The 26792-nt window shown below is 39.8% G+C and carries 17 protein-coding genes and 1 tRNA gene; 6 read left to right on the top strand and 12 right to left on the bottom strand.

The annotated features are described in order from the left end of the window. Positions 1–4 precede the first annotated feature (4 nt). Positions 5–2764, top strand: coding sequence for a TonB-dependent receptor (locus O6P32_RS12265; RefSeq protein WP_269878801.1), 2760 nt, complete (start codon positions 5–7; stop codon positions 2762–2764). A gap of 31 nt (positions 2765–2795) precedes the next feature. Continuing rightward, entirely contained in the window at positions 2796–3113 is a 318-nt protein-coding gene (locus tag O6P32_RS12260; protein ID WP_269878799.1) for a hypothetical protein, read from the top strand. 201 nt (positions 3114–3314) lie between these two features. Here the strand turns inward: O6P32_RS12260 and O6P32_RS12255 are convergent, their stop codons facing one another. From O6P32_RS12255 to O6P32_RS12220, 8 genes are all read right to left on the bottom strand, one after another. Then, positions 3315–4382 carry an SGNH/GDSL hydrolase family protein gene (locus tag O6P32_RS12255; protein ID WP_269878798.1) on the bottom strand — a complete coding sequence of 356 codons (1068 nt, stop codon included), beginning with the start codon at positions 4380–4382 and terminating at the stop codon, positions 3315–3317. A 45-nt stretch (positions 4383–4427) separates the two neighbouring features. Continuing rightward, positions 4428–5672: a hypothetical protein gene (locus tag O6P32_RS12250; protein WP_269878797.1), complete on the bottom strand. Its 1245-nt coding sequence runs from the start codon at positions 5670–5672 to the stop codon at positions 4428–4430. A 45-nt stretch (positions 5673–5717) separates the two neighbouring features. Beyond that, positions 5718–7493, bottom strand: a complete 1776-nt coding sequence (locus O6P32_RS12245; RefSeq protein ID WP_269878795.1) for a DUF4855 domain-containing protein — start codon at positions 7491–7493, stop codon at positions 5718–5720. Between the two features lie 205 nt (positions 7494–7698). Next, entirely contained in the window at positions 7699–9081 is a 1383-nt protein-coding gene (locus tag O6P32_RS12240; RefSeq protein ID WP_269878794.1) for a BT_3987 domain-containing protein, read from the bottom strand. A gap of 46 nt (positions 9082–9127) precedes the next feature. After that, a complete protein-coding gene (locus O6P32_RS12235) occupies positions 9128–11014 on the bottom strand; it encodes a RagB/SusD family nutrient uptake outer membrane protein (RefSeq protein ID WP_269878792.1) in 1887 nt (628 codons plus the stop codon). 11 nt (positions 11015–11025) lie between these two features. Continuing rightward, positions 11026–14133, bottom strand: a complete 3108-nt coding sequence (locus O6P32_RS12230; RefSeq protein WP_332909938.1) for a SusC/RagA family TonB-linked outer membrane protein — start codon at positions 14131–14133, stop codon at positions 11026–11028. 98 nt (positions 14134–14231) lie between these two features. Then, on the bottom strand, positions 14232–16433 hold the full coding sequence (locus O6P32_RS12225) for an alpha-N-acetylglucosaminidase (protein WP_269878790.1): 2202 nt from the start codon (positions 16431–16433) through the stop codon (positions 14232–14234). 19 nt (positions 16434–16452) lie between these two features. Next, entirely contained in the window at positions 16453–17619 is a 1167-nt protein-coding gene (locus tag O6P32_RS12220; protein WP_408636075.1) for an AGE family epimerase/isomerase, read from the bottom strand. Between the two features lie 740 nt (positions 17620–18359). Between O6P32_RS12220 and O6P32_RS12215 the strand changes: the two genes are divergently transcribed. After that, positions 18360–18938 carry a hypothetical protein gene (locus O6P32_RS12215; protein ID WP_269878788.1) on the top strand — a complete coding sequence of 193 codons (579 nt, stop codon included), beginning with the start codon at positions 18360–18362 and terminating at the stop codon, positions 18936–18938. 80 nt (positions 18939–19018) lie between these two features. On the opposite strand, the gene O6P32_RS12210 is transcribed toward O6P32_RS12215, so the two are convergent. Next, positions 19019–19093: transfer RNA gene (locus O6P32_RS12210), tRNA-Pro, on the bottom strand. Between the two features lie 165 nt (positions 19094–19258). Next, positions 19259–20320, bottom strand: a complete 1062-nt coding sequence (gene aroB, locus O6P32_RS12205; protein ID WP_269878786.1) for a 3-dehydroquinate synthase — start codon at positions 20318–20320, stop codon at positions 19259–19261. Positions 20321–20422: 102 nt separating this feature from the next. Here aroB and O6P32_RS12200 point away from each other — a divergent pair, with 102 nt between their 5' ends. The 3 genes from O6P32_RS12200 (at position 20423) to cls (ending at position 25457) form a co-directional block, all read left to right on the top strand. Beyond that, complete coding sequence (locus O6P32_RS12200) at positions 20423–20830, top strand: hypothetical protein (RefSeq protein ID WP_178265794.1); 408 nt, start codon at positions 20423–20425, stop codon at positions 20828–20830. Between the two features lie 80 nt (positions 20831–20910). After that, a complete protein-coding gene (locus O6P32_RS12195) occupies positions 20911–23769 on the top strand; it encodes a TonB-dependent receptor (RefSeq protein WP_269878784.1) in 2859 nt (952 codons plus the stop codon). 254 nt (positions 23770–24023) lie between these two features. Continuing rightward, positions 24024–25457, top strand: coding sequence for a cardiolipin synthase (cls, locus tag O6P32_RS12190; protein WP_269878781.1), 1434 nt, complete (start codon positions 24024–24026; stop codon positions 25455–25457). Here cls and O6P32_RS12185 read toward each other — a convergent pair. Beyond that, positions 25417–25983 carry an RsmD family RNA methyltransferase gene (locus O6P32_RS12185; RefSeq protein WP_269878779.1) on the bottom strand — a complete coding sequence of 189 codons (567 nt, stop codon included), beginning with the start codon at positions 25981–25983 and terminating at the stop codon, positions 25417–25419. The two genes, cls and O6P32_RS12185, sit on opposite strands and share 41 nt — an antisense overlap. Next, positions 25974–26792 (bottom strand): DUF3822 family protein, encoded by an 819-nt coding sequence (locus O6P32_RS12180; RefSeq protein WP_178265802.1) that lies wholly within the window; start codon positions 26790–26792, stop codon positions 25974–25976. Before O6P32_RS12180 ends, O6P32_RS12185 begins: the two co-directional genes overlap by 10 nt.

The raw sequence follows: 26792 nt of genomic DNA, 5'->3' as shown, positions 1-26792 counted from the left end.
TAGTATGATGAAAAGAATGATTGGGGTGATTGTCTGCATCATTTTGCCGGCAATCGTTTGGGCGCAGCATCTGTCGGGTACGGTAACAGATAAGAAAAGCGGAGAGCCTTTGTTCTCTGCTACGGTAGGTTTGACTCCTGAAAGCGGGAAAACAGTTTATACTACCACCGATTTGGCTGGATGGTATCAGTTTAAGAAACTGTTGCCGGGAGAGTATGTTCTGCAGGTTTCGTATGTGGGTTATAAAACTTATAAGAATAAAGTCCGTGTTTCTTCCGCAGGTGCAATGGTGAATATAAGCATGGAAGAAGATATACAGCTACTGGGGCAGGTATCTGTGAACGGACGGGCTACACGGGCAGAGCAGAAAGGCGACAGTCTGGTTTACAATGCAGAGGCTTTTAAAGTGTTGCAGGGTAGTACAGCCGAAGAGTTGCTGGCCAAGATGCCTGGGGTAGTGGTAGAAGGAGGAACGGTACAGGCACAGGGAGAAGATGTGAAAAAAGTACTGGTAGACGGCAAGGAATTTTTTGATGGAGATATTAATCTGGCACTCAAGAATTTGCCGGCTGATATTATTGCAAGTATTGAAGTCTTCGACAAAAAGAGTGAACAGGCTGAGTTTACGGGTTTTGACGACGGAGAGGAGATAAAGACCATCAATATTGTAACAAAGTCGGGATTCAAAGAAGGGACTTTCGGAGAAGTGTACGGAGGCTATGGTACAGAGGACCGTTATCGTGTGGGAGGAAACGTTAATTTCTTTGATGGCGACAGGCGTGTGTCTGTATTAGGTATGAGTAACAACGTAAACCAGCAGAACTTTTCTCAGGAAGACTTGGCTGGAGTGATGGCTTCGTCTGCCGGAAAAGGCAGGGGAGGGCGTAGGAAAGGTGGAAAAGCCGGAGGAGGACCGGGTAATTCTGCAAATAATTTTATGGTAGGAAATTTGGGTGGTGTTACAGCCAGCAACGGACTTGGTCTGAACTATGTAGATCAGTGGGGAGAAAAAGTTAAAGTGACAGGAAGTTACTTTTTCAACCAGTCGGTTAATAATTCCGAAAAAATAACCGACCGTTACTTCTTCGATTCAGTATTGCCTGGTATGAGCTATCATGAAACAAACAGTTCACGGATGGAAAACTGGAATCATCGCTTCAATATGAAACTGGATTATCAGATAGACAAGAATAATTCTCTCCAGATAAGACCGATCATCAGTTTTCAGAACAATGACATGACAGGAATGTGGTTGGGAAGCAATCTTACAGATGGAGCAGTGGAAAGTGAAGTAGAAAACAACAGTTACAGTGATATTGATGCGTATAGCGTAGGAGGAAGCATGATTTACCGTCATCGTTTTCCTGTACCCGGACGTACTCTTTCTGTCACTTTCAATGGAACGATGTCTGATAAAGTGGGAGATGTTTATTCTGATTATGTGAACCGTCAATATGGAGAACAGACCGTTGAGGAGAGTTACGGACAATATAAGGCAACCGCAGACAAACAATATATGTGGAATGGAAGTTTGATGTTTACCGAAAAACTGACCGACGCCTGGCAGTTGCAGACTAATTATAGAGTCTCTTACTCGAATGTAGATGCAGACCGTAAGGTATACGAACGGGCAGCGGTAGGTGATTTGTATGAACAACTTGATGAGGATCTTTCCAATGTATATGAATCCGATTATCTGACTCATTCGGGAGGAGTCGGTTTGCGTTTCCACCAGAAGCAGTTGAATGTGATGCTGGGAGCCGATTTTCTGTATTCATCTCTGATGGGAAATCAGTTCTATCCGGTATATGAAGATTTGAATAAAAAGTATTTCTCTGTTTTGCCTTCTGCCACTGTACGCTATGCTTTGGATCGGAGTAATTCTTTTATCTTAAGGTATAGAAGTCGTTCGGCTTCTCCGTCGGTAACCGACTTGCAGGAGGTGGTAGATAATACCAATCCGTTGTTCCTGACTTCGGGTAATCCGGAGCTGGACCAGCAGATTAATCATTCACTGAACTTACGTTATATAAGGACTACTTCTTCCGGTCATACTTTCATTGCAATGGCGGGGGCTACTTTCCAGCAAAACTATGTAGCCGACAGTTCTTTTGTAGCTAAAGAAGATATGGTCTTGCCTTCTGGAGTGGAAATGGAAAAAGGAGCACAGTATACGAAACCGGTCAACTTGGATGGTTATTACAGCTTCCAGTCGATGCTTACCTATGGTTTCCCGCTGGATATTATCAAGAGCAATCTGAACTTAAGCATAGCTGCCAATTATGCTAATGTACCGACCATATTCGACGGGATGAAAAGTGCAACCCGGGAACTGAATGTCATACCGAAAATAATAATAGGAAGTAACATCAGCCATAATCTGGATTTTACCGTGTCTTATTCGGCTACGATAAACAAGATATTCAATTCGGTTTCGGGAACATCCAACGGTGATTATATCAACCATCTTACTGCGGCAAAACTCGGTTGGACCTTTTGGAAGGGATTTACTTTTCAAACCACGTTCAACTATATTAATTATGCAGGGCTGGACGAGGGAGATTCGGACTATTTCCTGTGGAATGCATCAATCGGTAAGAAATTCCTGAAGCATAACCAGGCGGAAATCAGACTGGAAGCATGTGACTTGCTTAATCAGAACCAGGCTTTTTTACACCAGATAGGAAGCAATTATTATGACTATATCAATTATAATGTGTTGAAACCTTATTTGATGCTAAGCTTTACGTATACCATCAGATAAGAATCTATTGTATAACTAAAAACAGACAGAAATGAAAAAGATTGTATTATTGGCTTGTATTGTTTTTACGACTATCGGTACAACCGATGCACAACGACGCAACAGACAGCAGATGGATCCTGCGCAGCGTGTAGAACAGATTATTAAGAATCTGGATGAGAAACTGAATTTGTCCGATGAACAGGAGCAGAAAATAAAAACGCTGTACGAGGAGTTTTTTAATCAGAAAATTTCACGCGAACAGCGTAAAGTAAAAAAACAGGAGCTGGATGAGGCTGTTAAGGCATTGCTGACTGAAGAGCAGAAAGAAGTCTTCGGACAGATGGATAAGAAGAAAAGAAAGGAATAATGCCAGTTGGTGCGAAATTGAAAAATGGGAGAAGTAAAACAGAATAAGAGTAGGTTTTATTTCTCCCGTTTTTATTCAAACTGTTTGGAATTGTGTAGAGTTGTATCAAGTTTTGACGTGATTACTATTAAGTAATCGTAGAATTTTTGATTTTTATAAACTTGTTAGCCTCATTAAAAAAATGAACAATAATTCCAGGAATTACTTTACATATTTTTTTAGATGGCGGTATAGGAGTTGGGCATATTCAATAAAACCGACATCTGTAAAATGGATACCATCAACAGTAGCATCTTTATGTTGAGCTAAGAAGTTGGATAGTCCGATACACTCAACATGGCAGTCCTGCTTTTTTATTTTATCGAAAATGTGGTGTAGAGTCTTGTTTTTGGCAGTAACTTCTTCTCTCATACGCAAATCGAATACAGCCGTAGTAAAAACAGGATCTTCAATAAATAGGATTGGAGTATCCGGCCAGGCATTACGTATGCGACGATAAAATTCATATAAACGTTCTTCCATCATTTCTACGGAAGAGTTAGGCAGACAGTCTATTACAAAAACAGAAGCATCTACTTTTGCCATCAAGTCGGCTACTTCTAAATCAAGAAATGCATTTCCGCTGAATCCTAAGTTGATGACTTCTACTCCCAGCATACGGCCTAAGATGTTGGTATGTGCCATACCTGGACGAGTGGCACAACCTCCTTGCAGGATACTGGTTCCATACATGACAAGCGGCTTAGAACGTCGGGGAAGCTCTGTCTGAGGTTGAGTGATTTCTGCTTCTTTGTCGATACCGATGAATAATGAATCCACCCCATCGTACAGCGGAAGATATAACATGTATTCACGCCATACAGGTTGCATGTTGCTTATAATTGCAGCTTCATTGCTCTTGCCTAAAGGACGTCCTACGCTCATATACACCCATTCACCGTTTTCCAAGCCATACAAATCGAGTCCCTTTACTCCCGTATCGGTCATGTGGTTCATGTGATTGTTGTATTTCAATACCCAACGGGCGGATATTGTAGAGGAGTTACTGCGAAAACGTATTGCCATTCCCGCAGAGTTCGTGCTTAATGTCCAAAGCTCTGGCCGTGAAATCGATTGCAAAGAGTCTGGAAAACGGTTATACAATGCGGAACCTTCCAGTTTGCATTTCCCGTAAAGTGGAAAGGCTGTCGCATCGTAATATTTCACTTGGCTATATACCGAATGCCAGGCCCACCACATAAAGATTGTCCATAATATTTTTTGTTTCATTGGAGTACTGTTTAGATTTATAATTAGCATTGTTCTTGTTTCCTTTTATTGAAGAAGTAATACACACCCGGTAGAACCGTTGCTTTTTACCTTAAGCTTGCCTTCGTAAAATGTATTTCCTTCAATTTTAATATCTCCGCGTGACTCTAATATCCGGAACCTTCCATTTGTATATTCAGGTAATGGCAAAACTGTATCGACTCCTTTTTTAGTTTGGATAAACAATGTTCTGTTTCCTTCTATATTTCCTTCGAAGCATAAGAATTGCTCGTTTTCGAAAACAGGTGTCCTGAACCATACGTATACACCTTCCCATTCAATTTTATCTCCTTTGACAAATTCTTTGTTTGAAATCAGCTTATGATAGCTTTTTCCATTTGAGTTGCCAATGAATATGATATCTTCATCGGAAATATCATTATGCATCCCCAATCCTGTATTGAATAAGTAGGAAGCCTGAGAAGCCACATGATTTTTTTCCAGAAAGCAGCACATGTCAGGATAGGCACCCTTATTGAACGTACTTACCCCGTTCTGCTGTGTCCAATTGCTGTAAGCACCTCCTATTGTCATTGTATAGACTTCGTCCATAAACATAGACTGCATACCGTAGTAGGTTTGCACTGTGACCGGTTTTTCATTTTTGAATTCATGCATGAGTTTTACTTCAATGCTGTTCCCTTTTATCTGATAACGGACTGTTTCTATCGTGAGTGGACTTTCTAAAATATTTTTCCCATCTATTTGTTGTACAACAGCAGGGTTGAGGATACAGTTTTCTACAAGAAGTTCTACCTTGTTTACCAAGAATGCGCCTTCATCCGTACAAGGTTTGCCATCAAGTATTATCTGATAGGTTATGTTGTATCCTGTTGGAGTGATATTGTCTACATATGGATGATTCCCTCCACACCATCCATATCCGGAAATGGAAAAAGGACTAATGTTGTCGCTAAATGCTAAATTCAGTATATGCGACGGTTTTATGGAGGGATCCGAGAGTGGCATAAAATCACTGTTAGGATATATTCCTACTTGGTAAAAAGTGTAGAGGTTGTTGAACATACATTTCTTAAACCAATAGAGGATGTCATAAGAAGTATCGAGGCGAGCTCCAATATAAAGGTTTTCTCCTTTTATTAACACCCGCATCTGTCGGCTTAACTTCAATGTATCTGCTGTTTCCTCTTCGTTTGGTCCTGCAGGAACTGCGCCATTTGTGCTATTGGCAGAGCAAGCCCACATAAAAGTGCTTTGTAAACAGAACCAGATAATCCAAATAAATCTCATAACCTATCATTTAATTATTGATAATGATAAGTATGTCTGGAACGTTTACAGTCCCATAAACATACACGGATAGTCGGTAGTAATATAATCTACTTCCTGATCTATACACCACTGCATTTCATCTGGACGATTGACTGTCCATGCGTTTGAAATCATTTTCAGATCTTTCAAATCCTGCAGCCAGGTTGTATTTTTTTGGAATACCCAATAGTTGTAATCGCCACCTGAGACTCCCATTTTGTGTAATTCTTTAGGAGATATATTGTTACCTAAGTATAAGATTGGAGTACCTTTAGGGGCAAGACGGACAAACTCTTCGACTACATGACGGGAGAAACTGATATACATCATACGTTTTTCAAGTTTTTTCTCTTTTACCATCTGAAGGATCTGTTCTACAGCTTGGGTTTCACGCTCTGGCGTGCTGAGTGGTTTCATTTCCAACACCAGTTTGACTTTAGTTTTTTTTGCTTTATCCAGATACTCTTCGAACATAGGCATCTTTTCTCCATTGCTTAATTTCAGTGCGTGCAGTACATCAGCGGTACTCTTTTCTACAGAAAGCCCTTCATGCCATCCGTCATGATTCAGAATTAGTTTATTATCTGCTGTCAACCATACATCAAACTCAACACCATAACAACCTATTGAATCTGCCTTAACTAAAGATGCGATTGAGTTTTCTGCAGATCCTGGTGTGCTCCAAAATCCTCTATGAGCTACAACTTTTGTATGCTTACGTGCCGGCTCTTTTTGTAGATGGGAACGGCGGTCAATGATGAGGCGACATAAGCGATCCATGATTTCTTGATCTTTAGGATGTTCTGACTGATACATATCCAGGAATCCGTGATTTCCACTATAGTACGCAATACCAGAACGGCGGAATACCTGATGACGTTCGAAGTAGTCTACATAGGCTACCAGACGGTTGTAAGAAGAGTTTTTGGCATTATAAAGTGCATTTTCATCGAACTCAAGCTCCATACCCATATTCAGTTTAGCTGCAGAAATACAAGCTTCATCTAAACGTTTGTCGGGAATATTATGATTGAAGAAATGATTGGGCTGCTGATAAGCGATGTCGAATCCCAATTCTTTCCATTGGTCATAGCCCTTTGCTTGCCAATAAGGAATCCAGCAAAATGATTTTCCTGTAGGGCGAATATGATTGGCAACGAAGACTGAAAGATCTTTAGTCAGGTCATTGTCTTCTGCCAACCAATAATAACCTTCTAGTTTCAAGTGTTTGAATTTCGCTTTTTTAAATCGTTCTGCTAATTGGTCTACATACCAGCATGTAGCCTTGATTTGATGTTCCTTGATACTGAAATCCATTGTTTCACCATCTAATTCTCCCCAGTTTTTCTGTCCGGGCATAAGTTCGGGAATACTTAGAACAATCTTATGAGTAAATCCTGGTTTTCCAATCTCATGAATATGAGTATCGATACATTGATCCAAGGCTGAAAGAGATTTTCCTTCTTCAAAAAGACGGTCGAGTAACCAAATCCAGTCGGCTTTGGTTGCATTCAGGTCTGAATATCGGGTGGCAAAACTTAATCCTTCTCCATCTGTAAATTCCAAAAACAGATATCCGTCGAATAACCATTCTTTATGACCATCTGCAAATTCATGTACTACATAAGGAGTAAACTGCTCGGGAGTCCAGTCGATACGGTGTTTCCCTCCTTGATAAATCAATGCTAAGTCATTGATATTTCCTTGTTTGTATCCTTTGTCATTCGCTTTAATCGTGAGGAAACTAAATAAGAACGAAAGGCAAAGTAAAACTCTGAAGATTTGTGTATTTCTTTTCATTGTTTCTTTTTGTCGTTTAGATATGCAAAGATATGCATCGGTTATAAACTTGGCCAAGAAGACTGTATCAAAATAAAACTTTGTGTCTTTTATACAGATTACATGGATTTTGGGGGTAATAGAGATATCCATGTAATCTATCGTTCACTTCAGTAATGCTTTATCAAGATACAGCCTTTTTTTGAATTCTTTGTTTATTTTATTTTTATTCACCCCAAACATAGAATTCAGCAATATTCATTTGAGAACCACCGTTTTCAAATAGGTGTGAATCAAAAGCTTCTGTGATAACAAAACGCAAATATCGGGCAGTTGTAGTGTTTACATTGACTGCTATAGAGCGGATTTCTTGCGCTGAAAGACTCCAATCGGTCAAACGGTTCCAATTTTCGTTATCTATACTATATTCGATATAACCGGCTTTAGCATTTCCACGCCAAGCATCTGCGCCAGTCGGATTGTCAAAACCAACTTTATAAATCTTATATTCTGTAGCCATATCGTATACAAAGTAATAAGGAAGAGGCTTAGGAGTAGTCCATTTTGATCCCCAGAAAGTGGCAGGGTTACTGTCGATCGTTTTCTCTGGTCCCCAGTCTAAAGATGCAACCCAAGACGTTTCGTCTTCTTTGGAGCAGGTATTATTATCAAGAACTACCCAATTGTTTTTTTCTATCAGTGCAGGTTGAAAACTGATGTTATACAGAATCGTAGAAGAAGCTTGATTCACTTCGCATGTAGATGCAGATACCAGCTTGATAGGTAATACATATTCTCCAAACTCTACTTTGTCAGGGTTGGACATTAAACCTGTTTTCTTGAATGTAAATGAAAAATAAGTTTCATTTGTAAGAGCAGGAAGAGTCCATTTTGTATTAGACAGTTTATAGGCAGTTTCTGGTAGCAATTGATAATTTGTAGCATTTTGTTTATTATAGTCTTCCAGCAGTTGTGGATCGACAGCTATTTCATAAATAATATTGTTTCTGTTGGGGAAGTTTGTTTGAACTTTAATATGTATTTCACGTTCATCTAAATCGTTAATTGTTGGCATAATTCCCTTGAATAATCCAGTGTTTTCAAAAGCCAATGTAGGGGTATCAATAGAAGGAACTACCAATGTTGAAAGACGATCTTGAGCAATATTGACTCCCTCTGTATTTACATGCATTGTTAACGGAACTGCAACATTTGCGTCATCTTCCAATACGGCTTGGAGTTTTTCTACATTCCATTTTAATGTAAACGCTTTCTGATAATCCGATTCTGAGAAATCCAAGGTGTTTAATGTCAATGAATAGCAATCAGATGGCATTAAACTATAGTTTGTTCCCTTTTCACTATTGTATTTGTTCAGGAAATTCTTGTCAATAGTCAGTGTTGCTTGTGCTCCATTTTGTCCCTTTCCACTTTTTATCACTTGAACATTATAAACTTCATTTACTCCGGGATATATAGTGGTAGTAACCATGTCTGGATTCATCAAGCCTATGGTATCGTTTACCATATTGATATCCAGATCGTTCTTACAAGAGGTTATCCCCATTATTAACAATACACAAGATAACCAATATTTATTCGTTTTCATATTACTTCTCTATAATAATATTGTAACCTAATTAACTATTTATGGTTTACCATCCGTAATTTTGAGTCATGTTTTTCATCTCGCTCAATTGAACTTGATTGATAGGGAAGAAGTAATGTTTAGGCTCAAAAATATTGTCGGCTCCCATCCATACTTGATCTGTACGATTCCATGATTGCTCGTACTCTGTAGCCAGCAGGTTTAATGTATAGTTTTTGCCGGTTAATTCTTTTTCGGCAATCATCCAGCGACGTACGTCGTGGTAGCGATGTCCCTCGAAAGCCAACTCTACCATTCTTTCTTTACGGATTAGTTCACGTAAGAGTTCTTGATTTCCTATAACTTCAGGATAAGCTTCTTCCAGGTTATTTAATCCGGCACGATTACGTACCTTATTAATATATTTCAAAGCTTCTGTTTCATCACGTTGAGGCTTTTCATTACATGCTTCTGCATAATTAAGATAAATTTCTGCCAAGCGACAATATGACCAAAAGACCTTACCATAGTTTCCGTTATTGGTATTAAGTTGAGGATCTACCATTCTACGGAAAAGGAAACCTACTTTTACGCAGTCGCCATCATTTCCTTTATAAGGAGATGTTCCACCTGTGTAGAAAGTTACTTGTTTGTTTCCTGCATAATTGTTAATCCAATAGAACCCATTGGCTAATATGGATGCATAGAATCGGGCATCACGACCTACACAGCTATTATGAGCATTGATTAAGCCCATAGCACCGTCGATAGGGTGTGAGTAGTTGGCTGTAAATCCGGTACTCTTATAACCGGATTTTTCGTCTACGATAGGTTGTCCGTTGCTATCATAGCCCGTTACCGGATATCTTCCTGATTCTGCCATAGGATAAGTATCTACTAATTTCAGAGAAGGGCAGTAACCACCGTACGCATTTCTTAATAGCGTTGGAGGCAGAAAACGGGTTATATAGTAAGATTCTGCAGAGCCAAAATTTGCATTTGTCGGATTACGTGCCCAAGCTCCCCAGATAATTTCACTGTTCCATTCATCAAATAAAACACCTTGGTAAGATTTGATTGCTTTCTGAAATGGATCTGTTTCCCCTGTTGCTTCGTATAGCTTATATTGAGGCATATCAATAACAGCTTTAGCAGCTTCAGCCGCTTTATTCCATTTATTGGGATCGGCTTGCTGAGGGAACAGATATTCACCATAGATATTTTTCATCTTACCTTTATATAAATCACAACCATTGAATAATGGACTTGCAGCGTAAAGTAATACACGTGATTTTATAGCCATTGCGGCTCCTTTTGTAATACGTCCTGCCCACTCATTCATATCTGCAACCTCTAGTGGAAGATCAGCTATGGCTTTATCAAATTCCTCTATGATGAAGTTTACATTCTGATCAACTGTATGACGGTCTACTTGATCAGGTTTAATCAATGGATCTGGTGCTACATCTCCCCAAACATAAACTGGACCGTATCGGCGTAATAGTTCAAAATAAAAGTAGGCTCTTAGGAAACGAACTTCGGCTTTCATTATTTTACGTGAGTTTGCATCCAGTTCCTGGCATCTGTCTACATTATCCATGAATATGGTAGCCTGATTAATACCTGTATATTTGTTTTTCCATATGTTATAGGCTGTAGATGTAGGTCCCCATGAACCAGTCTTGAAGATCAGATAATCGACCCATTGATACCAAGAGAACTGAGCTTCATCACTTAAAGGAACTGCACATCCTTCGTCTAAATATTCGTATTCACGCGGTATATAACTATATATATGAGCCCAGTAACGTTCTGTTGTAACACGTTTACTGAAAACTTCTTCTAAGGTCATCTGGTCTTGTAGTGATACATCCAGATAATCATTACATGAAGAAAAACTTAGCATAGAAGCCAACGCCATGGCTGCAAATATTTTGAATTTATTCTTTTTCATAATTATGACTTTTAGAAGTTAATATTTAAGCCAAATGTAACGGTTCTCATTTGTGGATACACATTACCATAATCGGATGCAAGTTCTGGATCCCAAAGTTTGAACTTGCTGAATGTTAGTAAGTTTACACCTTGCATATACAAGCGAATAGTAGATATTCCCCATTGTGTGTATAAGTCTTTTGGAAGTGTATATCCGATTTCTGCATTTTTTAAACGCAAGAAACTCATATCACGCTGCCAGAATGTAGAAGGCTGAAGATTGTTCTCTACTTTACTCAAAGACAGACGAGGATATAACGCATTCGGATCAGGATTATCTACAGTCCAGCGTTTTTCTGCTACATCAGCATAAATTTGACCTCTGTTAAAGATATTATCGGAAGCTCCATAGAAAGCAGATCCACCGATAATACGGGTTACATTACCAACCCCTTGGAAGAACAGTGACAAATCGAAACCTTTCCAGCCTGCGCTGAATCCAAAACCGTAGTTAATTTGAGGAACATCGGTATATCCTATGGCCACTTGGTCGTAAGCATCAATTATATTATCACCATTGATGTCTTTATATTTGATGTCTCCAGGGCGAACTGTGCTGAAAGTATGTACCGGACTATTGGCTATATCTTCTTCAGACTCAAATAGTCCTAAAGCAATGAGTCCTCTCTGCTGATTATACGGGAAACCTACAGCGCTTTGGTAAGCCCATATTGGAGTCGGTTTGTCATCGTAGAGCATTTCGTTGCGGTTATACGTAAAGTTGGCACGTGCAGACCAATACCAGTCTTTGAATCGTTGTTCGTATTCCAAGGAAGCATCGATACCTCTATTTTCCATTTCACCAAGGTTTACGTATTGAGTTACATTCAGGCCCACAATTGAAGGAACACTCTGTTGTTGGATATAAATACCCGAGCGTTTTTCGTAGAAGTAATCCATCTGAAGTTTTAACTTATCAAAGAATCCTATTTCAAAACCAACATTTCCTTTTGTTGCTTTTTCCCATGATACATTCGGATTACCGGGAATACCAGTTGCTACACCTGGCAAATCCGAAGGAATTAATCCGAAACGGTATCCGGAAGTATAGCTGTTCATCTCGGAGTTGAAGGCAAAACGGCGGTTACCACCAATTTGGTCATTTCCAATGTGACCGTACGAACCTTTCAGTTTCAATAAGTGGATGGTTTTTCTTAAATTATCCCAAAAGTCTTCGTTACTAATCATGTATCCAATTGCATAAGAAGGGAAGAAACCAAAGCGCTTATCAGGGGCAAAATTTTCAGAACCATTATAACCGAAATTGAATTCGGCGAAATATTTATCTTTATAAGAATAAGTTGCACGACCGGCTATACCTATATTTTTATAAGCGAAAGCTGCAATATAGTTAGCTGGAAAGTTATCTGTATAGTCGCGCATATTAAACAAGAACATAGCACCAACGCGATGTTTTTCATCAAACAGACGATCGTAGTTAACTGAAGCTTCCAGATTGATAGTTCTAGAACCTGAGTTGCTGCGTACTAATGTCATGTAGTCACTACCGTCATTGTTTTTAACGAATTGTAGTTTACCATCCTTGTCACGACCTGTTGCATAATAAGTGGAAGGACTGATTTTGCGATTTAGTATAGATCCATTGTAAGCATCCCATGAGAATTTGATGTTTGCTTTCAATCCAGGAGTGATGAACTCCGAGAAGTCTTGAGTCAACGACAATAATGACTGAGCATTATTTGCGAATTCTTGAGAATAACCAGTCTGGTTCAGCATTGAATAAGGGTTGTAACCTACTGCTGGGCGAGAAATGGTTCCATCAGAGTAAACAGTAGGAATTGATACCGGTGTGGTTAAGATAGTATAAGCATATAAATCAGCCAAATCAGCTCCCGGACGATTGGTTATTTCATATTGGTTAGACAAAGACAAACCTAATTCTGTAGAAGAAGTAATGTTTATATCTATGTTCGTTCGGAAATTAAACTTGCTGTAATTCATTGAGGCGTCATAACGGCTCTTGTCGGCCATATTCATAATACTGCCTTCAGAGTAGTAAGAGCCTCCTACGTAATAACGTACTTTGGGTGAACCTCCTGTAACACTGACATTGGATCTTATTGAATGGCTGCGATCTTTGAAAATGGTCTTCATCCAGTCTACATTTGGGTAAAGATCTGGGTCGGTACCATTCAGGTACATGGCTTTTTCAGAAGGCTGGATAGCTAAACGTCCTGATGCCTCCAGGTTAATATCATTGTAATAGTCAATCCACTGGCTGGCGTTTGCCAATTCGGGCAATCGGGTAGGGCTTGCCATTCCATATTCAACTTTAGCGCTGATTCTGGGTTTCGATTCACTTCCTCGTTTGGTGGTGATTAATACAATACCGTTTGCACCACGTACACCATAAAGAGCAGTAGCTGTAGCATCTTTCAAGATAGAGAAAGAAGCGATATCTTCCGGGTCTACCAAGTCTAGTTCACGTTCAATACCATCGACTAACACCAGAGGTTTATTGTTTGCGCCAAAAGTATTGATACCGCGTATCCAGAAATCTGCACCTGCACCCGGTTCTCCTGAGCGTTGCATAACGACTAAACCTGCTAATTGTCCTGCCAATCCGGAACTCAGTTTACCAACAGGGGTTTTCAACTCACTTGTAGAAATGGTATTGATGGCACCAATTACACTGGCCTTACGCTGTTTACCATAAGCAACAACAGTTACTTCGGAAAGTTCTGCAACTTTAGGTGCCATTTTTACAACCAGATTTGTCTGATTTCCTACTGTAATAGTTTGAGATTCCATTCCAAGGAATGAGACTATAAGTTTGTCGGTCGGTGATACCTTGATTGTAAATATACCGTCTAAATCTGTAATAACACCGCGTGAACTTCCTTCTACTAGGATGGAAGCTCCCGGAATAGGTTCTCCTACTTCATTAAGAACTTTACCTGTAATATCTTTTTGACTATTAGCCTGATCAACCATATCCCCGTGAGAGGAGAAAGTGTTCGGAATAAAGTTTGCATTAACATCTGCCAGAGGCAAAAAGCTGCATGTCAAGATTATTCCCTGTCTTAAGAAAAATTTTCTTCGTAAATCTGACACCATAAGAAATAAATTTAAAAATGAATACTGCAATTTTTCTCGTTTGATAATTCATTCACTTAGATTTGTTATTACCATGTTTGTATTTTAGTTATCAACTCTCAGTCGAAGTAATGCTTATATTTATTGAATAGTTCTTGAGCTACGACAAAGGGAGATTCACCGGAAACCAGCGGATAATCTTTACTTTGCAAAGTCCACTGATATTCTGCTTCTGTTATCATATCGTAAAATGCTTTCGCGTCGTATTGCTGACCTGCTTTAACCGCTGCTGTTACAGAAGAAGTGAATTTATTCCATCTCATACGATAGAAATCTTTGGTCAATCCACCCCATCCTCTGTTTGCATAGTCGTTGAGCTGGGTCGCTTTTTGTCCCCATACAGTCAGTATGCAGCGTGCATTCTCTTCATAATACGATTTTTCAGCTTCATCTTTTCCCCAATCTTTTGCATCTTGAATCCATTTTCCGATGCAGAAGTTTTCCTCTGTAGATAGCAGGCGATCCATATCCAACAGCAATGTGTCCATTCTGGCAGCCCATAATTCCATTCCTGTTAAATTCTTTTTTTGATATTCAGCAGTAAATGCTTCTCTGAAGTCAGAGAAAAGATTACCTAAGCTTTGTCTTGCTACATTCACCACATCATAACGGTATCCGGTGTTATCCAGTTCACCTGCTTGCAGCAGCTCTTCAAGGATTTCCCATAATTCAACATTCTTATAATGAATATCAGGATATGTATTCCAGCTGTCTGTACCTACCAGCATCGGTCTTGCATTCATCAATACAGCCTGTCCGCAAGTTGCATGCTTGGTATAAATCTTCTGGTGCAGCAATTCCCATGCTTTCACTACATGTTTGCTTTCTTTTCCACCTCTGGAAAGAGCCCAGTTGTGTATCCATTCTTTGGTAGTCACAGGACAATCCCAAGCTTTGTCGAAGACAAATTCGTACATTAACGGGTTTACATCAAAACCTTCCAGTGTTGCTCCCAATCCATATACGTTGTCTCCTCCTTCCGTATAAAGTCTGTTTATTTTGAAATCAACGTCATCTAAATTGCCAACCATCATTGTGTTGCCACCAAAGTTGCCGAGATAACACCACATATACGGTTTTCCATAATATTTTTCTGTTTCACGCCATATTTCAGTGCTGTCACAATAATAGTCAAGAAGAATCAACTTGTCTTTTGGTACTGCTTCAAGAAAAGAACGGATACGCGGTTGTGTCCACTTTTCTTTGCTGTGATAGAACATCCATGTCATTTGTAACCAGGTCGCTTCTTCGTCTACCTGACGGATAGATTCATAAATCTTTTCTGATACATCCGACAGATATTTTTCATTCCAGTTCGGAGAATCTACTTCATTGAAAGGATCAATGCCATAGATGTGGTCGGTTCCATACATGGCAGTCTGTTCTTTCAGATACATTTGCTGGATTGTTGTAAACAATGTATCCATTGGTTCGATGAAATGGCTGCGATATTGTTCGTCGTATCCTCCCCATTGACTCATCTGATGAATCTTTGCATCTGGATATAGCTCTTTCAATTCTTTAGGTACATGTCCGGAAAAAGCCGGTAAAACAGGAGTCATGTCAAATTCTCGTTCTCTTTGCAAGATTTGTTTTTGAAGTTTTTCCTGACCTTCCAGCCATGAAGTTGGTAACGGACTTTGCCAATAATCTACATTCGACATACGGTGCCAGGGCAAATGAGCCGGGCCTGTAAAATAGCTCCGGATTTGTTCGTCTGTCAGTCCTAATTTAGACCATACTTTATACCAAACCGATTCCTGGCCTGAGATAGCCAGTGGCATAGTTATACCATTTAGGGCCATCCAGTCTATCAAACGTTCCCAGTCTTCCCATTTCCAATAAGGTAATGTATAGCCAAAGGTACAATAGTTCAGAAAAAAGCGATTTGAGCATTTTGCATGAGAAGTAACTTTTTCCTTGACTTCAGGCAAAGATTCGGGCATTTTAACTTCATCGTCGGCATACCATGAAACATTGGTATGGCAGTAATATTTTAAATAATGATTTAACCCTACTGCCAGTGAGTTGTTGTTATTGCCGCAGATTTGAATTTTTCCATCTATAGATTCTACACTATACCAATCTGTAGATGTTGTATCTTTTATACATTGAAAGATAAAATGATCAGAATGTTGTGGAAAAAGTCGCTCACACAGCCGATGCATTACAGCATTATCTCCATTTGTGTTATTTTGACATCCAGATAAGATACATATTAGTATCATCAGTGCGCTCCATTTTATTAGATTTGTTTTCATGGCTTTCTCTGCTTTCTGTTTATACTAATTCTTCCAAGACTTTCCAGCATTGATAAAGTCCTCTTGGTACGTGGAAGCATCCTTTCCATTTTCCACCCTTTAATGGTAGCAGCACTTCACCACGGCGGTTCAGGTATCCATACCATTCTGGATATTCCTGGTCTTTAAAGTGACTCCAGGTATACTCATGTACTTTTTCAAACCATTCCAAGCATTTAGAGTCACCTGTAAGACGATATCCTTTCAGCAAAGAAATTAAGGTTTCTATATGTACCCACCATAGTTTTTGGTCCCATTCCAGTTGCTGCGGAGGATTGCCCATGCGATCCATGAAATAATAGATACCTCCATACTCTTTGTCCCAGCCATAGTCAATCATGGTAAGTGTAATGTTTTTAGCTTTTTCTATCAGTTCCGGGCGGTTTAGGCGTTTACCTAAATCCATAATAAACCACATTGCTTCGATAGCATGTCCGGGCGTGACTTGACGACCTTCGAAAGAATCAGATAAAGAGCCATCTGTTAATACATTTTCTACAATGATATTTCCTAATTCCGGACGGTAGAATACCTCCATTACTTCGTGAATACAGGTGTTCATCGTTTCTACCAGGAAGTTTTCATCCAACAAATGTTCGATTTCCAATGCAAGATTACAAAGAATCATAGGAAGGGCAAATCCTTTTAAATTACGAGTTCCAGGGTGAAGTTTGTTCCATTTCCCTTTCGGATTATCTACTTTGGAAAGAATAATATCGAATGTTTTTTTTGCGATGTCGGCATATTCTTGTTTGCCGGTTGCTAAACTCAATTGGCCGAAAGCCATTGTTGCAAATGTATAAGAAAAGATGTTATAAGGTTCAACCAGAGGTTTTCCTGTACGGTCGAGTGAAAAATACCAGTTGTAGTTACCGTCATGGCCGTATTTTTTCAGAAATTCACCGCCTTGAATGGCACAGTCTAGCCATTCTTGTCTTTTTTCTACTTTATTATATAGCATGGCAAACAACCATACTTCTCGTCCTTGTAGCCAAATGAATTTATCGGTATCAAATACATCACCGTTTCGGTTTAGGCAGGTAAAGTATCCGCCAAACTCTTTGTCTTGTGAATGCTTTAGCCAAAAAGGAAGTACATTATCCATTAATTCAGTTCTGTACTGTTCTGCTAAGTTTCTAAAATCTATCTTTTTCATATGTTTATGAGGTCGGTTATTGCTTTAAACTTATTATATGTGTCTTTTTCTGTTTTTCCTGAAAGGCTACTGGTATTTGTTTATAAGATGGATGATTTCTCTTTCTTATAACATCTCTTATCGTTTCTTAGTGTATTGTTTATTTGTACTCACAAATATATTCTTTTTTTATTAAACAAAGAAATATTTATAAATTATTTTATAAAATACGTGGAATATTGTTTATCTGTTATACTATTGTAGTCAGAGATGGATTCTTGTTTCAAAAATATTAAGAATAAGGGTGCTTGTTTGTTATTCCTTGTTTTCTCAGCATTTTTAATCTTATAAGCTTTATAATACTTGGATGCTATTATTAAAAATAGATAATAAATAATTTTATTTCTGTCTGTTGGAAATATTATGTTTTTTTTGAATCCAGTTTTAAGGCTATTGTTTTTTTGATATATACCTTAATTATATAGTATTTTCAATGTTCTTTAAAAAATAGAGAAATACTGTAATAAAAGTGTTCATAAAAAGTTTGCTTTGGTACTATATTCAATACTGACAAATTATATCATCATCTATTTATTTTTTATAAATCAAAATTATTGTACATTTATTGAAGATTGAATAACTTTGATTGCCTAATGAATCAAACGTTGCATATATACGAAACATCAATATGGAGTTGTTGGTGAAACTCTCATTGTTTATGGGAGAAGATATAAATATTAATTCTAATAGTTATGAAAACATTTGCTGATTACTTGTTTATTGCATTGCTGACATTACTGCCATTTTCATTTACATCCTGTGATGGAGATGATGATCTGGAGGGGAATTCAGATTTCATAGAGCTGACCTTCAATGGTAAAACGTATAAAGAGTCAATTCCGGTGTTTGGATATGTATTTCTTGAAGATGTTTTTACAGATAGTGAGGGACGTGGTATTACGATAACAAATGTATCTATCGATGCATTTGAAAAGTATGGTTTCTCTTTTATGCCAAGTATCGGTCATTTTGCGAGAAAAGCAGATTGGGAGTTTGCTAAAACAGGAGAGTGTTTACATAAATATGATTTCGGGAATATTTGGGAAGGTGAGTTTGACGTAGAAAATTTCACTTTAGTTACGGAGTTGGAAATTTATGCAGATGGTACTTTTTATGGATTGATGGATGGAAAACATTATGTCAATTCTATTAAGGAGGTGAAAGATGGAGTTCAGGTAGAAGGAATCTTCAGTGGAACTTATTATTGTAGTGAGAACAGAGGAGAGTGTGAAATTCATGGGCGATATAGAATGACATTGAATGTCATATGATTCAAATAATTCTTTAGATTAAACCGGTATATGGTAAAAATAAAAAAGGCTTGATATTGATTATCAAGCCTTTTTACCAGTCGGGGTGACTGGATTCGAACCAGCGACCACACGCCCCCCAGACGCGTACTCTAACCGGGCTGAGCTACACCCCGAATTGCGAGTGCAAAGGTAGCGCTTTATTTTAAAACAGCAAACTTTTAATCCACTTTTTTATTATTCATTTATGAACAGGGATGTGGATAGGTTCACTGTAGACATGAGTAGAAAAGAGGTTTTAAAAGTGCATTCTCTTGTACATAAAACGCTAGTTTACAGGTTTACCCCATTGTCTCACAATAAAAGTCCAGCATATCAAAAATTTCTTCTTTACTTGCTGTTTGGTTGATGCGGATGTCTCCGATACCTCCCAACAGTGTGAAATTCACAGTTTCGGCAGAAGTATTTTTTTTGTCATGCTTCATCAGTTCGTATAAAGTTTCATAATCCTTGCAACTGAATGAGAGTTTGCCGTAATTTTCTTTTATGAAAGAGATAGTCTGGCGCATCTGTTCTTTTGGAAATCCCACTTTCAGGTGCGAATAATACAATTCGCATACAATACCCCAGGCTACGGCATAACCGTGTAATACCGGCTGTCCTTTCTTCAATGCAAAACTTTCAAAGGCATGTCCGATGGTATGTCCCAGATTCAGTGCCTTGCGTATACCCTTTTCAAACGGATCTTGTTCTACTATATTTTCCTTGATGGCAACCGATTGACCGACTAATGTCTGAAGGTGGGTATAATCAATGTGTTCCATATCGAAGCATACCAGTTCGCTCCAATGTTCGGGTTGACTGATGAGGCCGTGCTTCAGCATTTCTGCATATCCCGACAAAATATTGGCATGATCCAGCGATTTCAGAAAATTACAGTCTATCAGTACGCTGGAAGCAGAGGCAAATACACCGATTTCATTTTTCAACCCGTTGAAATTGATCCCGGTTTTTCCGCCTACCGAGGCATCCACCATAGCGAGCAGAGTAGTTGGTATGTTAATCATCTGAATACCACGCTTGAAAGTGGCGGCAGCAAATCCTCCGAGGTCGGTTACCATTCCTCCTCCCAGGTTTATCATTAGTGAGTGTCGGGTGGCTCCCTGTGTGCTTAGAGCGTTCCATACCTCACTCAAGGTATCCAGATTCTTGTGAACATCTTCTGCTCCGATACAGATTTCGGTTGCATTTTTAAGAAAAGGCAGCTGTTCAAGCAGAGGAAGACAATATTGATGGGTATGTTCGTCGGTCAATATAAATAATTTATCGTGTGGGCATTGGGCTACGGCTTGTTGCAGATTCGTTTCCAAATTCCGGCAAATAATGACATCTTGTTTACTCATGATTATCTTGTTTTTCCTGCAAAAATAGAAAAAAAGTCAGAAGAGAATGTGGGTTTACTTCTGTTTAATTAATTTTGTGGCAAATAACTAAAAAAGTGTATTATGAAAGGAATATTGCCTGCATCGTGTAGAATAATAGGATATGCCCTATTGATATTGTCTGTATTTGTACCGCTTCTGATGTATATGTTTGGAATGGTAGACGATACAAACCTGTTGTATGTAAAAATGAGTATGAAACTGGTTATCTGGCTTTCTTTGTTTATGGTTTTTCTGGCCAAAGCAAAAGAAGAAGATGCGGAGGCCGCTTCTTTACGCAGCAAGGCTATGCAATATGCGCTATATGTGTGGGGACTTTATTATATAGTTCTGCTGGTGAAAGGTGCAGTAGAGGGAGACTTGCAGGTAGCCGATAATTCAGTGGGAATTGTATATATGGTTCTGAATGTACTCGTTTGGGAATTTTTCTTGCAGAAGCGTCGCATGGAAAAGATGTTCAGAAGAAAATAAATAGAAAAAAGGGGAAGATACATTAAACCTTTTGGAGTTTGAAAAGTCAAACTCACATTGAAACAAGAAAGAACAGAAGAATGAAAAATTGGGTTTTAGTGGTTTTGCTGCTGTTCGGCTGGGGAGCTGTGTGGGCACAAAACAAAGGGGGAAAGAATAGTATATCGGGCACTGTGGTAGATGGGGATGATCAATCGCCTGTAATGCAGGCTACGGTTCAGATTCTTTCATTGAAAGATAGTACGATGATAACCGGTAATGTGACCGATTTGGATGGGAATTTTTCCTTGTCGGCTCGTCCTGGAAAATATTTGTTGAAGGTTTCTTTTGTAGGATATTCTCCTACATTTAAATCAGTTGTACTGACACGTAATGTTCCTCAACTCCGGTTGGGGAAAATCGAGTTGCACTCCGATGCCATTATGCTGGATGAAGCTGTGATTGTGGCACAGGCACCGGAAGTGACTGCGGTGGCAGATACGTTGGTATACAATAGTTCGGCATACCGTGTACCCGAGGGGTCTGCACTGGAGGAGTTGGTGAAAAAATTACCTGGGGCAGAAATTGATGAAAACGGAAAGATTACCATCAACGGAAAAGAAATCAAGAAAATCATGATAGATGGTCAGGAGTTTTTTGCTGACGATCCGAATATTGCCATGAAAAACCTGCCGGTGAACATCATTGATAAGGTGCGTGCGTATGACAAACAGTCTGATTTGGCCCGTGTCACGGGAGTTGATGACGGAGAAGAGGAAACCGTGCTCGACCTTACTGTGAAGCCAGGTATGAATAAAGGTTGGTTTGGAAATGCCGATTTGGCTGGTGGAAACAAAGACCGTTATAGTGGAAAACTGATGCTGAATTATTTTAAGGGCTCCAATCAGTTTACTGTCATCGGTTCGGCCAATAATGTAAACGATAATGGATTTCCCGGAGGCGGTGGCGGTGGACACTGGCGTAAGGAGAATGGGCTGACTGCCATTAAAATGGGAGGATTTAACTTTGCTACAAAGAACGAAAAGCTGGAAGCTGGTGGTAGTGTGAACTTTAACTACAAGGATGCGGATATGCTGAGCAAGCAGTCTTCAGAAACTTTTGTTTCTACAGAAAATAGTTCGTTTCAGAATGCATTCGACCATACACGTAACAAAACAACCAATCTTACAGCCGACTTCCGTATTGAATGGCATCCGGATACGCTTACTACTTTAATCTTTCGTCCGCGTGTAAAGTATGGAAAAACGGATAATACCAATAATGTCAACTCGTATACATTTAATGAAGATCCCGGATACTCTACGGATGAATTGTTGTCATCCGGACAGGTGACTGATTTGGTACCCGAGGAGATTGTTGTCAATACGATTGTTAAAAATTCGCTTACAACCGGAGACGATGTAACTGCAGGAGGTTCGTTGATGGTCAACCGTCGTTTGTCTGACAATGGTCGTAGCCTTACTTTCCGTGGTAAATACAATTATACCAACAGCAGTAGTGAACAGTTCTCTACTTCGCTGACCGAGTATTTCCAACAGACTGATGAGGAGCGTTACGAAGAGCTTCGCCGTTATATCAATACACCGACCAAAACATCGGATTACAGTGCTCGCTTGATGTATAGTGAACCCATTTTCAAGGGAGGATTCTTGCAGTTAAGTTATAACTTCCAGTATAAACATTCTACTACGGATAATTTCACTTACGACATGCCCGATGGATGGAATATACATGATGAGGTGGGAGACCAAGGAGTATTGAATCCGGACTTGAGCAAGAATGCGACTTATAATTATTATAATCATCAGGTCGATCTTGCTTTGCGCTGGGTACGTGAGAAGATGCAGCTTAATGCGGGTGTCTCTTTCCAGCCACAGAGTTCTACGCTTACTTATCAGAAGGGAGAATATAATGTAGATACGGTACGTCATGTCTTCAATTTTACACCGACGTTCCGTTTCCGGTATAACTTTTCTAAGACAAGCCGTCTGGAGTTGGAATACCGTGGACGAAGTTCACAGCCCGATATGGTCGACTTGCTGCCGATAAAGGATGATACAGATCCGCTGAATGTAAAGGTGGGAAATCCAGGCCTGAAGCCTACTTTTACCAATGAGTTCAAGTTGGAATACAATTTCTTTAATGCCGAAACGCAACGTGGTATGTTCTCGCATGTACGTTTCCAGAATATGATTAATGATATCAGTAGCCGCAGAACGTATAATTCTTCTACCGGAGGTACGGAAACCATGCCGGAAAATATCAACGGAAACTGGAATGTGTTTGGAGTGATGGGTACCAATACGGCTTTGCGTAATAAGAAGTATACCATCAATACGTTTACCATGGCAAACTATAGCAATATGGTGAGTTACATCAGTGATAAGGATGTGACGACAGATGCCGATAAGAATACTACCAAACAGTTGCTTTTGAGCGAACGTTTGCGTGGTACGTACCGTAACGATTGGTGGGAGTTCTCGCTGAATGGTTCTATCAGTTATACTCATTCGCGTAATAATTATCAGGAGAGCAACAACATGGATACGTATCAGTTCTCTTATGGTGCCAGCACCAATGTACGTCTTCCGTGGAATATGTCGGTATCGACCGATCTTTCACAGAATTCACGCCGTGGATATGCAGATGCCAGCATGAACCGCGATGAATTGATTTGGAATGCACAGATTTCTCAGGATTTTCTGAAAGGAAATGCAGCTACGGTAAGTCTTCAGTTCTATGATATTCTGCGTAATCAGAGTAATATCAGCCGTACCATTACGGCAGCCATGCGTAAGGATATAGAATACAATGCTATTTACAGCTATTGTATGGTACATTTTATTTATCGTCTTAATTTGTTCGGTGGTAAGGGAGCTCCTCGTCCTGCCGGAGGACCTGCGTTTGGTGGTCCCGGACCGCGTCATCGCCGTTTTTAAGGTTTGATTCGGCTATTCATACTGTAGGGTAACAGAACTATATTTCAATCGGCGTCGTCGGCTTTATAGTTGGCGACGCCATTTTTGTGTTCAACGTCGTCGGCTGTATAGCCTGCACCGTCGGCGATAATACAGAGTTTGTCACTTCTTGTATTTTCATCTTTTTTGTGTAACTTTGGGAAAAGACAGGAGGAGGCTTTGCATATGGCTTTTCATTATTCCTGTCGCAATGTCCAATTAATATAGATATCTGTATGGATGGAATAGCTTGGAGTGAGATTTTCGGGACTTTTTTTTATATATTGTATTTTTTCATTGTCCTCTTCACCATATTTTCTCTGATACTGGACAACCGGAGTCCCATCAAGACCATGACATGGATTCTGGTTTTGTTTTTCTTTCCTGTTGTCGGACTGATATTCTATTTCTTTTTTGGAAGGAGTACACGTAAGGAACGCCTGATAAGTAGGAAGCGTTATATCCGTCTCAGCAAGCGTCCGATGGCTGAATATCAGTCGCAGGAGTCCTTGCAGGATGAAACCGGTAAGCCGAGACTGATGGCTTTCTTTAAACGGGTGAACAAGGCATTGCCTTTTGGCGGGAATAAAATGGAAATTTATACCGACGGGTATTCGATGTTGCAGGCGCTGATTAAGGCAATAGCCGGTGCACGGCATCACATCCATTTGCAATTCTATATTTTTGAGAACGATGCAGTAGGTCGTCTGTTGCGCGATTTGCTGATAGATAAGGCTCGTGAAGGAGTGAAGGTGCGTCTGTTGTACGACGACGTGGGATGCTGGAAGGTAGACCGGCTGTTTTACGACCAGATGTTGTGTGAGGGAATCGAAGTGCTGGGGTTCCTGAAAGTACGTTTTCCTTTGTTTACCAGTAAAGTGAATTACCGGAACCACCGGAAGATTGCCATTATTGATGGGAGGGTTGGCTTTATCGGAGGAATGAATATTGCAGAGCGGTATATCCGGGGCTTTTCATGGGGGAGATGGAGAGATACTCATGTGCGCCTGTCGGGAAAAGCGGTTTATGGACTGCAAACTTCTTTTCTTACAGACTGGTATGCCATAGACCGCACATTGCTTACTTCGGCAGAATATTTTCCGAAAATGCGCGAAGAAGGAAATGTAGTGGCTCAGATTGTGACATCCGATCCGGTAGGTGAGTGGAAGGATATTATGCAGGGAGTGGTATTGGCCATTTGTAATGCACAGCGTTACATTTATGTGCAGAGCCCTTATTTCCTTCCTACTGAAGAGGTAATGAATGCCTTTCAGACAGCGGCACTGGCAGGAGTGGATGTAAGGGTGATGATTCCCGAACGTGCGGATACTTTCCTTACACACATGGGGTCATTGTCTTATCTGGATGAACTGATGGCTGCCGGTGTAAAAGTGTATATATATAAAGCCGGATTTTTGCATTCCAAACTCATTGTATCCGATGATGAAGTGGCTTCTGTAGGTTCTGCCAATATGGATTTCCGTAGTTTCGAACATAATTTTGAAGCCAATGCTTTCTTTTATGACAAAGAAACAGCATTGGCTTTGAAAGAAATATTTTTAAATGATCAGCGCAGTTGTCTGTTACTCTCCCGTAAGCAGTGGGCTATGCGCCCGCGGAAACAGCGTGTCATAGAGTCTGTGGTTCGTCTGCTGGCTCCTTTACTCTAAAGAAAGAGAAGTTGACGCTTCCGTAGTGACGGTGCTCTACAAAGTTAGGATGATTTTCGAAATTCAAGTCTTTTCCGTGTTCCAGCACAAACAGTCCGTCTGGTTTCAGCAGCTCCTGGTTGAAGATAAGGTCTGGGATAGTAGCCAGTTCTTTCAAAGCATAAGGAGGATCGGCAAAGATAAAATCGAATTGCTCGCTACACTTTTCAATGTATTTGAATACATCACCTCTCAGAGGAAAACATTTGTCGGTTTTTACTTCACGCATCACTTTACTGATGAATGCATGATGCTGAGGGTCTTTTTCTACCGAAATCACCCGGTCGCAACCTCTTGAAACCAGTTCTATACTGATACTTCCCGTACCTGCAAACAGGTCGAGAGCCGTGATTCCGTCTTCAAAATCAATGTAGTTGTTCAGTACATTGAAAAGGTTTTCTTTGGCAAAGTCGGTTGTAGGTCGGGCTTTGAATGTATGGGGCACATCGAAGCGTCGTCTTTTATAAATACCACTAATTACTCGCATATCAGTAGAGATTGGATGTCAAACGGAACTTCTTCAATAGGAGTGTCTGTTGCACTGTGAAGTTCTGCCTGAGGATTAATAATGAATATCTTTCTTATGTATTTTTTCAACTCGCCCATTAGGCTGTCCTGTTGGGAGAGATCACCTGTCAGGTGGAGTTCATCCCGTTCCTGGTCGTATCCCAACATTTTCCATACATTGAGCAGATAGTAGCAGGTATCTTCGGTGGTAGTCACCGGATAACTGTTGATGAGCTGTAGCTTTCCGCGGTCGAAGCAGAATAAATCAATGCTGTGCGGGTGCAGGTTAGCATATAGCTTGCTATTGTTTCCCAATCTGCTCTTGGCTGTCAGCAGTTCAATCTGTGGGCTGACGGCAGAGAAGAAACGTGTGGAGGCAAAATTATCTGTCAGAAACTGATGCGTCAGCTTGTCGATGGAAAAGAGGATTACTAGATTGCTTTTTCCCAGAATATTGCACAGTACAATTTCGTTGTTTTGCTTGGGCAGGTTCTGATAGAACAGACTTTCCATCTGTTCGTCTTCGAATATTTCCAGCGGTACCGGAGTGTAACGCGAAGAATGAATCAGAATATTGGTCTGTTTGTATTTGTACTTCAGCTCTTCTGTTTCTGCCAAAAACGACTTTACGTTGGCTGCCATCGAGCGCTGGGTGTTGACCGCGTATTGCTTAAAGAATAATTTACTGTCGCAGAACGGGTCGTAGATAGAAAAAGAAAATCCATCCGTACTAAGACGGATGGATAAAGTATATTGTTCCGATTTTGTAAAATCGATCGATTCAATCAT

The organism is Phocaeicola acetigenes (genome assembly GCF_027529745.1).
Classification (GTDB): Bacteria; Bacteroidota; Bacteroidia; order Bacteroidales; family Bacteroidaceae; genus Phocaeicola; species Phocaeicola acetigenes.
This window is presented reverse-complemented; position numbering and strand designations above follow the sequence as displayed.